The following is a 12,268-nucleotide window of genomic DNA, read 5'->3' on the forward strand; positions in this document are numbered from 1 at the left end:
GATGGGGCTTCCGGCCGGAGTGATCGTAGTTTAGGTTAGCCTTACCTCATTAGCTACACCTGGAGGGGTCCCATGTCGCCGTCAAGACAGGCGCGAGCCATCGCCCGCGCCGGAGCCGTGGCCGTGCTCACCGCACTCGTCGGAGCACTGCTCCCGGCGGCCACCGCGCACGCGCAGGACCGCACGGTCCAGGGCGGACGGCTCGACTGGGGCATCAAATCCTCGTTCCAGAGCTACGTCACCGGGCCGATCGCCCAGGGGAGTTCGACCCTGCAGGGGGGCGCCGCCACGGTCGGCGGCAGCCAGTTCCGCTTCCACTCGGCGAAGGGTTCGTACGACCCGGACAGCGGGGCCTTCAGCGCCGGGTTCTCGGGCGGGGTGCACTTCCTGGGGCACAAGAAGGGCGGCTCGTACGAGCTGGACCTCACCATCAGCCGCCCCACCGTCAAGATCTCCGGCGGTTCCGGCACGCTCTACGCCGACATGGTCAGCAAGGAGAAGGGCACGGGCAAGGTCACGACCAACGCCCAGGTGCCCCTCGCGACCCTCGGCATGTCCGGCATCGACATGAAGGGCGGATCCGGCCCGATCGCCCTCAACAACCTCCCCGCCACACTCACTTCCCAGGGAGCGAAGGCCTTCGCCGGGTACTACACGGCGGGCACCGAGCTGGACCGGGTGAGCCTGTCGACGGACCTCGCCGCGAAGGCGAAGCCCGATGAACCCTCGAAGAAGGCATCGCCGAAGCCCTCCAAGCCCGGGAAGGAGACCAGGACCGGCCGGATCGAGGACGCCGCCGTCGACTGGGGCGTGCGCCGCACCTTCCGGGAGTACGTCACCGGCTCCATCGCCAAGGGCGAGTGGAAACTCCTCGCAGGGGCCCAGGACGGCGGCGCGCTCTTCCGCTTCCCCCAGGGCGAGGGGACGTACGACGAGAAGAAGCAGACCCTCGACGCGGACTTCGCGGGCGCGGTGCGCTTCACCGGTGAGCACGGCCTGGACCTCGCCCTGAGCAAGGTCGCCGTAGAGGTGAAGGACGGACAGGGCACGCTCCTCGCGGACGTCGACAGCAAGGGCAGCAAAGGCAGCAAGGGCGACAAGGGCGTCACGCTGAAGAAGGCCCCGCTGATCACCTTCGCGGCCAAGGAGTTGAAGCCGAAGGACGGGCTCGTCTCCCTCACGGAGGCGCCATCGAAGCTCACCGCCGACGGCGCCAAGGCGTTCGGCGGCATGTACAAGGCGGGCTCCGCGATGGACCCGCTCTCGCTCGCCGTCGCCCTCGACGCCGACGCGAAGCTGCCCGCGCTGCCGGACCTCGGCTCGTCCGCGAGCCCGACGCCGCAGGCGAAGAAGGCCGAGCCGAAGACCGAGAACGCCGCCGACTCGTCCGATTCCTCGTCGCCCGCCGTGCCGATCGGTATCGGCGCGAGCGTGGCGGTGCTGCTCGCCGCGACGGTCACGTTCGCGGTCGTACGCAAGAAGCGTGCGGCCGCGGCCGACGCCCCCGGCTCGGACTCCTGACTTCTCTCCCGCACTTCTCTCCCCGCTGATTCTTCCTCCGCTTTTCACCTCTCTCTTCAAGTCTCTCTTCAAGGAGAAGCCTGATCATGGCCGCCAACCGTCGTCCCATAACCCTCGCGGCAGCCGTCGCGACCGCCGTCACGCTCGGCGCGACCGCGCTGACCCTTCCGGCGCTCGCCGCCGATGGCGGCAGCGCCGCAGCCGCGCCGAAGGTGGAACTCAAGGACGGCACGCTGGACTGGGGCTTCAAGGAGTCCTTCCGCAAGTACGTCGCGGGTATGGCCCTGGGCAAGATCGAGGCCACGGACGGCGCCAAGCAGGCTGCCGACAACGGCGTGTTCACGTTCACCGACGGCACGGGCACGTACGACACCGGGACGCACGCCACCGACACCGCCTTCAAGGGCAGCGTCCGCTTCTCCTCCACCGCCCACGGCTTCGACATCAAGGTCTCCGACGTCAAGGTCCGCACCGAGGGCACGGGCGGCGCCGTCCAGGCCGACGTCAGCCTCAACGGCACCGCCCAGAACGACATCGACCTCGCCAAGCTCGACCTGACCGGGATCAAGCCCGGCACGGGCGAAGGCGGCGCGATGACCTTCAAGGACATCCCGGCGACGCTGACGGCGGACGGCGCCAAGGCGTTCAACGGCATGTACAAGGAAGGCGACAAGCTCGATCCGGCCACCCTCTCGGTGAAGGCGGGCGGCGCCCCGACCGAGAAGCCGACCGAGACGCCGAAGCCGACGGACAAGCCCACCGAGACGCCCAAGCCGACCGAGAAGCCCACCCAGACCCCGAAGCCGACGGACAAGCCCACCACCACGCCGAAGCCGAGCGGCACGTCCGGCGCCGAGCGGCCCGCGGGCGAGGTCCACGACGGCTCGCTCGCCTGGGGTGTGAAGGAGAGCTTCCGCCGTTACATCGAGTCCGGCGGCGGCGCCACGCTCTCCGGCGGTGCCGAGAAGAACGACAACGGCTACGACTTCCCGTACGCCAAGGCGGACGTGGACTCCGACGCCAAGAAGCTGACCGCGTCCTTCGGCGGCGCCGTCCGCTTCCAGTACAAGGCGCACGGCATCGACATGAAGTTCAGCGACATCAAGGTGGCGGCGGACGGCGCCAAGGGCACGCTGACCCTGGACGTCACCACGCCCAAGGGCACCGACAACGACGTGAAGTTCGCGACGCTCGACCTCTCCAAGGCGTCGTACGCGGCGAAGGACGATGTCGTCGTGCTCGACAAGGTGCCTGCGGCGTTCACGGCGGCGGGCGCGAAGACGTTCGCCAGCGACGAGGCTCCGTCCAGCTACAAGGAGGGCGACGCGATCGACCCGGTGACGGTGGCGCTCTCGGTGGCCGAAGGGGCCAAGCTGCCGGGCGGCAGCGGCGGCACCGGTGGCACCGGCGGCTCTGCGGACTCCGGTTCCACCGGCGGCGGTTCGGCCGACCTCGGCGGGGGCGGCTCGGTCGGCGGCGGTACGGGGGGCTCGATGGCGTCCACCGGTGCGTCGGTGCCGACGGGGGCGCTGCTCGGAACGGCGGGCGTGATCGTCGCCGCGGGAGCGGGCGCGGTCTTCGTGGCCCGGCGTCGCACCTCCTGAGGATGCTTGAATGCCCGCGTGACAGAACTGGTTGACGGTCTGGACGTACTCCGGGTGTTCTGCGGGCCCGACGGTCGGCACGGCAATGAGCTGGGTGTCGTGCGCGACGGGGCCCGCGTCCCGGGGCGGGGCGAGCGGCAGGAGATCGCCGCGAAGCTCGGCTTCAGCGAGACGGTGTTCGTCGATGACCCCGAGCGCGGGGTCATCGACATCTACACCCCTACGCTTCGGCTGCCCTTCGCCGGGCACCCCTGCGTCGGTACGTCCTGGCTCCTTGACGTCCCTGAACTGGTCACGCCCGCGGGGGTTGTCGAGGCCCGCCAGGACGGGGAGTTCAGCTGGGTCGCTGCGCGCGCGGAGTGGGCGCCGGGGCGGACGCTGCGTTCCTACGGGACCCCGGCCGAGGTGGATGCCCTCGCGGTGCCCCCGCAGGGGGAGTGGGTGTACGCGTGGGCGTGGGAGGACGAGGCGGCGGGGCGGGTCCGTGCGCGGGGCTTTCCGGGGCGCGACGACGGCATCCGGGAGGATGAGGCCACGGGGGCGGCGGCGCTGCTCCTGACGGAGCGGCTCGGCCGGGCGCTCAACATCACGCAGGGGCGTGGCTCGCAGATCCTTACCGCGCCTGCGCCGGGTGGGTTGATCGAGGTGGGGGGACGTGTGCGGTTGACTGGGGGCTGAGGTTTGCCTCCGGCGGTTCTTTTCCCCAACCCCGCCCCTTCCCGAAAACCCGCTCGGCGCGGGGGCCTTGGCCGCCGTCAATCACCGGCTCCGCCGAGTTCGTCCTCAAACGCCGGACGGGCTGGAAATCCAGCCCGTCCGGCGTTTGAGGACATCTTGTTCGGGGTCTGGGGCGGAGCCCCAGTTTCGGGAAGGGGCGGGATTGGGGAGAGCCCCGCAGGGATCGCCTTACGCCGAGAGCGGGAACTCATCCCCCAGCTCACGGAACACCCCAGTATTCAAAGCGAAAGCGCGCTTGCACTCGTCCACGATCCGCTGCCTCTCCAGCTCATCGGAAACGACCTCGCCAAGACCGTCAAGCAGCTCCCGATAGCCCCGCTTGAACGCCGCCGGGTTGGCGATCTGCTCGAAGACGTAGAACCGCACCCCGTCGCCCTTCCGGGCGAACCCCCACGTCTGCTCCGCCTTGCCGCGGATGATCTGGCCACCGGAGAGGTCGCCGAGGTAGCGGGTGTAGTGGTGGGCCACATAGCCGCCGGGCCACTCCCGCGCGCACTCCGCGACCCGTGCCGCGTACGCAGCCGTCGCGGGCAGCGGGGTGGCGGACGTCTTCCAGCCGGCGCCCCGCAGATGCGTGAGGTCCCGCTCCAGCTCCGCGACGCGCAGCAGCTCGGGCTGGATGAACGGGCCGGCCACCGGATCGTCCCGCAGCGCCTGCGCACCCTCCTCGAGGGCGCGGTACACGAACCACAGCTGTTCGGTGTAGCGCGCGTACGCGTCGACGCCCAGTCGGCCGCCGAGGAGGTCGCTCATGAACGTCGAGGTCTCCGCCTCCGTGTGCTGCTCGTGCGACGCGGTGCGGATGACCGTGGAGAACGGATCCATGAGGGACCTCCGTAGCCGAAGAAAGCCGAAGAAAGGCGGGAACCAGTGCGAACCGGCGTGCCCTTCACCGATCATCCAAGTTAGGCTTACCTAAGTCAACTGGTTCCCGACGTCCTGTCGGTAAGACGCTACCCGCTCAGAGCTCAGGGAAGCGTAAGGATCTCCGCCCCGCTGTCCGTCACCACGAGGGTGTGCTCGAACTGCGCGGTCCGCTTGCGGTCCTTCGTCACCACTGTCCAGCCGTCCTCCCACATGTCGTACTCGTACGTGCCGAGGGTCAGCATCGGCTCGATGGTGAACGTCATGCCGGGCTGGATCGTCGTCGTCGCGTGCGGGCTGTCGTAGTGCGGGACGATCAGGCCGGAGTGGAAGGACGTGTTGATGCCGTGGCCGGTGAAGTCGCGCACGACGCCGTAGCCGAAGCGCTTGGCGTACGACTCGATGACGCGGCCGATGATGTTGATCTGGCGGCCGGGCTTGACCGCCTTGATGGCGCGGTCGAGGGACTCGCGGGTCCGCTCCACGAGGAGCGTGGACTCCTCGTCGACGTCCCCGACCAGGTACGTGGCGTTGTTGTCCCCGTGCACGCCGCCGATGTACGCGGTCACGTCGAGGTTGATGATGTCGCCGTCGTTGAGGACGGTGGAGTCCGGGATGCCGTGGCAGATGACCTCGTTGACGGAGGTGCACAGCGACTTCTGGAAGCCGCGGTAGCCGAGCGTGGAGGGGTAGGCGCCGTGGTCGCACATGTACTCGTGGGCGACGCGGTCCAGCTCATCGGTGGTCACCCCCGGCGCGATGTGCTTGGCGGCCTCGGCCATCGCGCGCGCGGCGATACGGCCCGCCGTGCGCATCAGCTCGATGGTCTCGGGGGTCTGCACCTCTGGCCCCTTGTACGGGGTGGGCGCGGGTTTCCCCACGTACTCCGGGCGCCTGATGTTTCCCGGAACGGGGCGGATGGGGGAGAGCTCCCCTGGGACGAGCAGTGACTGGCCAGACATGCCAGCGAGTCTAACCAGCGGTGGTGGGGCAGCATGGCGGGAGAGCGTGGGACCGGCGTGGGACCGGCGTGGGACTCATCGGGACTGAGAGGAGCGGGTCATGGCCCTGTTCAAGAGGCGCACCGTCGGGAAGCCGGGCGAGTGGTACTACTGCCTGGAGCACCAGAAGGTCGAGGAGGGCCCCGACTGTCCGGGCAAGGACCGCTTCGGGCCCTACGAGTCCCGCGAGGAGGCCCAGCGGGCGATGGAGACCGCCGCCGAGCGGAACCTCGAGTGGGAGACCGACCCGAAGTGGCATGACAAGGACACCCGGGGCGGGAGCGAGGGCGGCAGCGCCTGACCCCGCACCCTGACCCCGCACCGGGGCGCGGCTCGTCACCCGGCGGTGGACACCTCGGACACCTCGGACGCCTTCCGGCGCCGGACCGCGTCCTCGTCCGTGCTCGCGTCGTACGAAAGCAGCTTCGGCAGCACCGCTGTCAGTGCGGCGACCGAGGCCACGCAGGCGATGCCGCCCGACCAGATGGCGGGTCGGGTGCCGGTCCAGCCCGCGGCGGCGCCCGCGCGGACCTGGCCCAGCTGCGGGCCGACGCCGTAGGAGAGCACCTCGATGCCGGCGAGGCGGCCCCGCAGCTCGTCCGGGATCGTCTGGTTCCAGATCGTGGAGCGGCCGAGCCCGCTGAGCATGTCGCCCGCGCCCGCCAGGGCCAGGCACACGAGGACCAGCCAGACGTTCGCGAACCACCCGGCCGCCGTGATCGCGAGCCCCCAGCCCGCGGCCCCGAACACGACGAGCAGCCCGTGCCGCCGTACGCGTGACGTCCACCCGCTGGTCAGGCTGAGCAGCAGCGAGCCGACCGCCCCGGCCGCGTACATCAGGCCGAGCGACCACTCGGCGTCAAGGTCCTCCGCGAGGAACGGGAAGATGGTGTTCGGGAAGGCGAGGAACATCGCCGCCATGTCGATCGCGTACGTGCCGAGCAGCACCGGCCGCGACCACGCGTACCGCGCGCCCTCCGCGAGGCCCCGCAGGGACGGCTTCTCCGCGTCGTGTGCGGGAGGCGCGGGTGCGATGCGGGTGCACAGGGCCACGGAGGCGGCGAAGGAGACCACCGTCACCGCGTACGCGGGTGCGTGCCCGGCGTAGGCGACGACCAGGCCCGCCAGCGAAGGGGCCGCGATGGCGCCGACGTTCCAGCGCAGCGAGTTGAGCGCGGCGGCGGCCGTGAGCTGGTCGTGCGGCACGATGCGGGCCATCAGGGAGTCGAGCGCGGGGCGTTGCAGCCCCGCGAGCGCGGAGACGCCCGCCGCCACCACGTACAACGGCCACAGCAGCGGCTCCGGAAGCAGCGCGTTCACAAGCAGCACGGCGGCCAGCAGGCCGAGCCCCGCCTCGGTCAGGAGAATCACCTTGCGCCGGTCGACCGCGTCGGCCAGCGCGCCCCCGTAAAGCCCGAAGACGATCAGCGGCACCAGTTCGACCGCGCCCATCGCCCCGACGGCGAGCGGCGAATCCGTGAGGTCCTTGATCTGCAACGGCAGCGCGACCAGGGCCATGAAGCTGCCGAAGGTCGTGACGAGCCCCTGCACCCAGAGCAGCCGGAAGTCACGCGTGGAGCGCCAGGGGGAGAGGTCGGGCAATATCGAGGAAAGGGCCACGAACAGCCATGGTCAGCGCTGTTCATGAGCCGGGGCAACCGAATTCTCCGGGGTGATCGGGTGGGTGGGCGGGAAAGATCCGCCGCGCAGCGGCGGTTCAGTTCCCCGCGGAAGGCGCCCCGCCAGTGACCTCACCACCGCGCCGGAGGCGGCGCCGTCAGTTGGTCGGCCAGGCGGGACAGTCGGTCGCGAAGGCTTCGTCGGCCCCGCGCCGCGGGGAGCGAGTTCTCGCCCGCCGCCGCGCTCACCAGATGCTGGACCATGTCCAGGTCGAGGTCGGGCGACTCCGGCACGGTGAGAGCTTCGTGCGCCATGGCCCGCAGGTCCCCGTGCCCCGAACCCAGGGCCAGCACCGTCGCCCCCGCCGCGCGCGCGTCGTGCACCCGCTCCAGCAACCCCGCCCCCGGCGGCCGGGCGGGCGCGTGCGGTGCCACCACGAGAAGCGTCTCGCCGCGCCGAGCCGCCTCGATCCGGCCGAGCCCGGTCGACAGGTGCGCGGGATCGCCCTCCCGCACCCGGTGGCGTACGAGCGTCGGCGTCAGCTCGGGAGTCCCGGACCACGCCGCCTCGTCCACGAGATGCGCGGCCAGATGCCACGGCTCGTACTCCCGCGTGCCCACGAGCAGCAGCCCGCCCCCGTGCGGCACCACGGATGACCGCAGCGTCCCCGCGAAGCGGCGCGTCGCTCCCACCCACTCGGTTCCGGCGAGCACTTCGCGCAGCAGCGCGACCCGTACGGCGTCCATGGGGTCGCATCCTGCCTCAACAGACGACTCGTCAGGCGGAGTTCACCGGGAATTCGTCCGGGGTGGGGACTGACCCGGGATGGCTGATGAGACAACTGTTCCCTTCCGCGCCGGACGCGAGGGCTACGCGAGCTTCCGGATCCCCGCCGTCGTGCGCACCGGCTCCGGCACCCTGCTCGCCTTCTGCGAGGGGAGGGTCGGCTCGCAGGAGGACTTCGGCAACATCGACGTCGTACTGAAGAGGTCCGGCGACGGCGGCCGCACCTGGGGCCCGCTCCAGGTCGTCGCCCAGAACGGCGCCAACCTCGCGGGCAACCCCGCCCCCGTCGTCCTGGACACCGGCCGCATCCTCCTCGTCCACGTCCGCAACGCCGCGGCCGCGACCGAGGACGCCATCCGGCGCGGCAAGGTCTCCGCCGCGAACGGGCGGCGCGTCTGGGTGCGGCACAGCGACGACGACGGGCTGACCTGGTCGGCACCCCGGGAGATCACCGGCCAGGTGAAGAAGGCGAACTGGCGGTGGTACGCGACCACGCCGGGCCACGCGATCCAGCTCACCGGCGGCGCCGCGAGCGGCCGGATCGTCGTGCCCGCCAACCACTCCCTGCCCCCCGCCGGCACGGACAACGGCACCGAGGGCAAGTACAACGGCGGCCACTGCCTGCTCAGCGACGACCGCGGTCAGACCTGGCGCATCGGCTACGTCGACGACAACACCGACGGCTATGTGAACGTGAACGAGACCACCGCCACCGAACTCCCCGACGGGCGGCTCTACTTCAACACCCGCAACGACTCACCGGCCCCCGGCACCCGGGGCGACGCCCACTCCGCCGACGGCGGCCGGAGTCTGGTCAAGCCCTTCCGGCCACAGGCGGGACTGGTCGGCCCGGTCGTCGAATGCAGCGTGCTGCAGCTGCGTACGCCGGACGTGCTGCTGTTCTCCGGGCCCGCCGACCCCGGCTTCCGCGCCCTGATGACGGTGCGCCGCAGCCGTGACGGGGGCACCACGTGGCAGGACGCGTACACGGTGGACGGTCTGCCCGCCGCGTACTCCGATCTCGTCCGCGTCGACGACGAGACCGTCGGACTCCTCTACGAGACGGGTGACTTCAGCGCGTACGAGACGATCACGTTCCGGCGGATACCGGTGGGGGCGCTGGCCTGACCCGGACGGTGAGTAAGGTCGGCCGCATGACCTCTAACGACAGTGTGCAGAAGGCTCCGGCCAAGGATCCCTGGGAGCTGCCCGACGTCTCCGGGCTCGTCGTCGGCGTGCTCGGCGGCACCGGCGACCAGGGCCGCGGCCTCGCCTACCGCCTGGCCCGCGCGGGCCAGAAGGTGATCATCGGCTCCCGTGCGGCCGAGCGGGCGCAGACTGCGGCCGACGAGCTCGGCCTCGGCGTCGAGGGCGCCGAGAACGCGGAGTGCGCGCGGCGCAGCGACATCGTGATCGTCGCCGTGCCGTGGGACGGGCACGGCAAGACCCTCGAAGCGCTGCGCGAGGAACTGAGCGGCAAACTCGTCGTCGACTGCGTGAACCCGCTCGGCTTCGACAAGAAGGGCGCCTACGCCCTGAAGCCCGAGGAGGGCAGCGCCGCCGAGCAGGCCGCCGCCCTCCTTCCGGACTCCAGGGTCACGGCCGCCTTCCACCACCTGTCGGCCGTCCTGCTCCAGGACCCGGCCGTCGAGGAGATCGACACCGATGTGATGGTCCTCGGCGAGGTCCGTGCCGACACGGACCTCGTCCAGGCGCTCGCCGCGCGGATCCCCGGCATGCGGGGCGTCTTCGCGGGGCGGCTGCGCAACGCGCACCAGGTGGAGTCCCTCGTGGCCAACCTGATCTCCGTGAACCGGCGGTACAAGGCGCACGCGGGTCTGCGCGTGACCGACGTCTAGGACGTAGCGGGCATGGGGGACACTGGGTCCGGACGCCGGTCCGTACGTCGCGGCGTACGGCGTCCCGCCACCACCCGAATCGACCCCCGACAGGAGCCGACCCCCATGCCCCGCCTCGCTCTCTATGCCCTCATCGTCTGCGCCCTCGCCGTCGTCGCGGCCGTGGTCTCCTTCGTCCAGGGCTACTGGATCGGCGTCGTCTGGGTGCTGCTCGCCGGGCTCTCGTCGAACATGGCGTGGTACTACCTGCGCCGCGCGAAGGCCGAGCGGGACGCCGCGCGCGGCGCTACGGGTTGAGCGTGCAGTACTGGCTCGGGTCGCCGTCCCAGAAGCGATAGAAGTCCTGGCCGCAGTACGTCTCCAGGTCGTACACGCCAAGGCCCCGCAGGAGCGCGTCGATCGCGTCGAAGAAGGCGCCGTTGACCTCGGGGATCCACAGGACGGCGAAGACGGCGATCAGGCCGAACGGCGCGAACGGCTCCACCTGGCGGCGGATCTTGTGCGAGAGCCAGGGCTCGATGACGCCGTAGCCGTCCAGGCCCGGGATGGGCAGCGAGTTCAGGATCGCGGCCGTCACCTGGAGCATCGCCAGGAAGGCGAGCGCGAACCGGAAGGTGTCCGGGACTCCGGAGAGCGCGTCGAGCCAGAACGGCGCGGTGCACACGACCGCGAAGAGCACGTTCGTCAGCGGCCCCGCGGCCGAGATCAGACTGTGCTTCCACTTGCCCTGGATCCGGCCCCGCTCGATGAAGACGGCGCCACCCGGCAGACCGATACCGCCCATGATCACGAAGAGCACCGGAAGCACGATGCTGAGCAGCGCGTGCGTGTACTTGAGCGGGTTGAGGGTCAGATAGCCCTTCGCGCCGATGGAGATGTCGCCGCTGTGCAGGGCGGTGCGCGCGTGCGCGTACTCGTGCAGACAGAGCGAGACGATCCAGGCCGCCGTCACGAAGAGGAAGACCGCGATCCCCGGGTTGTCCGCGAATCCTGTCCACGCGGCCCAGCCGGATACCGCGGTGACGGCCGCGATCCCGAGGAAGACGGGGCTGATCCGCCGGTCGCTGCGTCGGATGGGAGCGGTGGTCATGGGGCGGGGCTCCTGGGTGTGGCGGACCGGTTGTCGTACGGGACCGTACCCCGGCGTACGGCGAAAACGTCTCGCACTGGGTGGGGAGTTCCAGGGAGGGTGGGGGCATGGCGCTGTGGAACGTGATGTACGACGACTGGCAGATGGAATGCTGCGGGACGCCGTTCTCCGTGGGGGACGAGGTGGCGTGGCAGCTCGGCGGCGGGCCGCCGCTGTACTCCGTGGAGCGGCACGGGGACGAAGGGCCGGACACGGTGGGGCAGGTGCGGTCGATCCAGGTCGTGACGCGGGGCTTCTCGTGGGACGGCGGCACGAACGCGTTCGAGCCGGTGGCGGGGGAGGAGTGGCTGCGCCCGGTGCGGACGTGCCCGAAGTGGTTCGAGGACATGGTGGAAGGGAGCCGGGAGCAGGGGTACTACCGGCGGGAAGTCGGGGTGCTCGTCTCGCTCGAAGTGCTCGAAGTGCTCGGGGGAGCCTGAGGACGAACCCGGCGCAGCTGACGTCCGGAGCGGCGACGCCCGGCCGGTGACAGACGGTGCGCCGGAGCCCGGCCCGGCGGCCCGTACCGCCCCCCACCTCCACCAGAGACAATGGACCCCGTGCGCTATCGCATTCTCGGCACCACCCAGGCGTTCCACGCCGACGGCACGACCATCGCCGTCGGCGGCTCAAGGCTGCGCGCGCTCCTGACGGTCCTCGCCCTCCGTGCCCCCCGCCCCGTCCCGGCGCCCGTACTCGTCGACGAGGTGTGGGACGGCGACCCGCCCGCCGACACATCCGGCGCGCTGCAGGCGCTCGTGGGCCGCCTGCGCCGGGCCATCGGCGCCGAGGCCATCGCCTCGACCGACGGCGGCTACCAGCTGTGCGCCGCACCGGACGACATCGACCTGCACCGCTTCGACCGCCTCGCGGGCGAGGGGACGAGCGCGCTGGCCGACGGCGACGCGGCCAAGGCGGCGGCGATCCTGGACGACGCGCTGGCCCTCTGGCAGGGACCTGCCCTCGCGGACCTGCCGGACCGCACGGCGGAGGCGGCCAGGTGGGAGTCCCGCCGCCTCGAAACCCGCCGCGCAAGGCTGGCCGCGGCGCTCGCCCTCGGCCGGGCCGAGCAGGTGCTGCCCGAGCTCGCCGCCCTGTGCGACAGCCACCCTCTCGACGAGCCGCTCCAGGCCCTGCGGCTGCGGG

14 protein-coding genes are annotated in these 12,268 nt (G+C 71.1%); 9 read left to right on the plus strand and 5 right to left on the minus strand.

Going from position 1 to position 12,268, the window contains the following annotated elements:
* Nucleotides 1-72 precede the first annotated feature (72 nt).
* The 3 genes from ABD378_RS00945 (at nt 73) to ABD378_RS00955 (ending at nt 3,803) form a co-directional block, all read left to right on the plus strand.
* Nucleotides 73-1,521: an HtaA domain-containing protein gene (locus ABD378_RS00945; protein WP_344518297.1), complete on the plus strand. Its 1,449-nt coding sequence runs from the start codon at nt 73-75 to the stop codon at nt 1,519-1,521.
* Nucleotides 1,522-1,607: 86 nt separating this feature from the next.
* The gene (locus ABD378_RS00950; RefSeq protein WP_344518298.1) at nt 1,608-3,125 is read left to right on the plus strand and encodes an HtaA domain-containing protein; all 1,518 of its coding nucleotides are present in this window, start codon (nt 1,608-1,610) and stop codon (nt 3,123-3,125) included.
* Nucleotides 3,126-3,143: 18 nt separating this feature from the next.
* Nucleotides 3,144-3,803, plus strand: a complete 660-nt coding sequence (locus tag ABD378_RS00955) for a PhzF family phenazine biosynthesis protein (protein ID WP_344518299.1) — start codon at nt 3,144-3,146, stop codon at nt 3,801-3,803.
* A gap of 228 nt (nt 3,804-4,031) precedes the next feature.
* Here the strand turns inward: ABD378_RS00955 and ABD378_RS00960 are convergent, their stop codons facing one another.
* Together ABD378_RS00960 and map are read right to left on the minus strand one after the other, a co-directional pair.
* Entirely contained in the window at nt 4,032-4,688 is a 657-nt protein-coding gene (locus ABD378_RS00960) for a biliverdin-producing heme oxygenase (RefSeq protein ID WP_344518300.1), read from the minus strand.
* Between the two features lie 143 nt (nt 4,689-4,831).
* The gene (map, locus tag ABD378_RS00965; RefSeq protein ID WP_344518301.1) at nt 4,832-5,689 is read right to left on the minus strand and encodes a type I methionyl aminopeptidase; all 858 of its coding nucleotides are present in this window, start codon (nt 5,687-5,689) and stop codon (nt 4,832-4,834) included.
* 100 nt (nt 5,690-5,789) lie between these two features.
* On the opposite strand from map, the gene ABD378_RS00970 reads away from it, so the two are divergent.
* Nucleotides 5,790-6,029, plus strand: a complete 240-nt coding sequence (locus tag ABD378_RS00970) for a hypothetical protein (protein ID WP_344518302.1) — start codon at nt 5,790-5,792, stop codon at nt 6,027-6,029.
* Nucleotides 6,030-6,064: 35 nt separating this feature from the next.
* Here the strand turns inward: ABD378_RS00970 and ABD378_RS00975 are convergent, their stop codons facing one another.
* Both ABD378_RS00975 and ABD378_RS00980 read right to left on the minus strand, forming a co-directional pair.
* Nucleotides 6,065-7,348: an MFS transporter gene (locus ABD378_RS00975; RefSeq protein ID WP_386545318.1), complete on the minus strand. Its 1,284-nt coding sequence runs from the start codon at nt 7,346-7,348 to the stop codon at nt 6,065-6,067.
* Nucleotides 7,349-7,479: 131 nt separating this feature from the next.
* Nucleotides 7,480-8,094: a hypothetical protein gene (locus ABD378_RS00980; RefSeq protein ID WP_344518303.1), complete on the minus strand. Its 615-nt coding sequence runs from the start codon at nt 8,092-8,094 to the stop codon at nt 7,480-7,482.
* Nucleotides 8,095-8,173: 79 nt separating this feature from the next.
* Here ABD378_RS00980 and ABD378_RS00985 point away from each other — a divergent pair, with 79 nt between their 5' ends.
* From ABD378_RS00985 to ABD378_RS00995, 3 genes are read left to right on the plus strand one after another with little or no spacing between them, the layout of a single operon-like run.
* A complete protein-coding gene (locus ABD378_RS00985) occupies nt 8,174-9,262 on the plus strand; it encodes a sialidase family protein (RefSeq protein ID WP_344518304.1) in 1,089 nt (362 codons plus the stop codon).
* Between the two features lie 26 nt (nt 9,263-9,288).
* Nucleotides 9,289-9,993, plus strand: a complete 705-nt coding sequence (gene npdG / locus ABD378_RS00990; protein ID WP_486389297.1) for an NADPH-dependent F420 reductase — start codon at nt 9,289-9,291, stop codon at nt 9,991-9,993.
* A gap of 12 nt (nt 9,994-10,005) precedes the next feature.
* Entirely contained in the window at nt 10,006-10,290 is a 285-nt protein-coding gene (locus ABD378_RS00995) for a hypothetical protein (protein ID WP_386545323.1), read from the plus strand.
* On the opposite strand, the gene ABD378_RS01000 is transcribed toward ABD378_RS00995, so the two are convergent.
* On the minus strand, nt 10,280-11,083 hold the full coding sequence (locus ABD378_RS01000) for a site-2 protease family protein (RefSeq protein WP_344518307.1): 804 nt from the start codon (nt 11,081-11,083) through the stop codon (nt 10,280-10,282). The two genes, ABD378_RS00995 and ABD378_RS01000, sit on opposite strands and share 11 nt — an antisense overlap.
* 107 nt (nt 11,084-11,190) lie before the next feature.
* On the opposite strand from ABD378_RS01000, the gene ABD378_RS01005 reads away from it, so the two are divergent.
* Both ABD378_RS01005 and ABD378_RS01010 read left to right on the plus strand, forming a co-directional pair.
* A complete protein-coding gene (locus ABD378_RS01005) occupies nt 11,191-11,562 on the plus strand; it encodes a DUF6578 domain-containing protein (protein ID WP_344518308.1) in 372 nt (123 codons plus the stop codon).
* Between the two features lie 111 nt (nt 11,563-11,673).
* The coding region (locus tag ABD378_RS01010; RefSeq protein ID WP_425583806.1) for an AfsR/SARP family transcriptional regulator at nt 11,674-12,268 on the plus strand (595 nt) is incomplete at its 3' end.

The organism is Streptomyces rectiviolaceus, assembly GCF_039533825.1.
Lineage (GTDB): Bacteria > Actinomycetota > Actinomycetes > Streptomycetales > Streptomycetaceae > Streptomyces > Streptomyces rectiviolaceus.

Bases quoted from the DNA above. Each gene is read 5' to 3' on its own strand.
- ABD378_RS00945 (WP_344518297.1), top strand. From the start codon at position 73: ATGTCGCCGTCAAGACAGGCGCGAGCCATCGCCCGCGCCGGAGCCGTG.
- ABD378_RS00950 (WP_344518298.1), top strand. From the start codon at position 1,608: ATGGCCGCCAACCGTCGTCCCATAACCCTCGCGGCAGCCGTCGCGACC.
- ABD378_RS00960 (WP_344518300.1), bottom strand. From the start codon at position 4,688: ATGGATCCGTTCTCCACGGTCATCCGCACCGCGTCGCACGAGCAGCAC.
- map (WP_344518301.1), bottom strand. From the start codon at position 5,689: ATGTCTGGCCAGTCACTGCTCGTCCCAGGGGAGCTCTCCCCCATCCGC.
- ABD378_RS00970 (WP_344518302.1), top strand. From the start codon at position 5,790: ATGGCCCTGTTCAAGAGGCGCACCGTCGGGAAGCCGGGCGAGTGGTAC.
- ABD378_RS00980 (WP_344518303.1), bottom strand. From the start codon at position 8,094: ATGGACGCCGTACGGGTCGCGCTGCTGCGCGAAGTGCTCGCCGGAACC.
- ABD378_RS00985 (WP_344518304.1), top strand. From the start codon at position 8,174: ATGGCTGATGAGACAACTGTTCCCTTCCGCGCCGGACGCGAGGGCTAC.
- npdG (WP_486389297.1), top strand. From the start codon at position 9,289: ATGACCTCTAACGACAGTGTGCAGAAGGCTCCGGCCAAGGATCCCTGG.
- ABD378_RS00995 (WP_386545323.1), top strand. From the start codon at position 10,006: ATGGGGGACACTGGGTCCGGACGCCGGTCCGTACGTCGCGGCGTACGG.
- ABD378_RS01000 (WP_344518307.1), bottom strand. From the start codon at position 11,083: ATGACCACCGCTCCCATCCGACGCAGCGACCGGCGGATCAGCCCCGTC.
- ABD378_RS01005 (WP_344518308.1), top strand. From the start codon at position 11,191: ATGGCGCTGTGGAACGTGATGTACGACGACTGGCAGATGGAATGCTGC.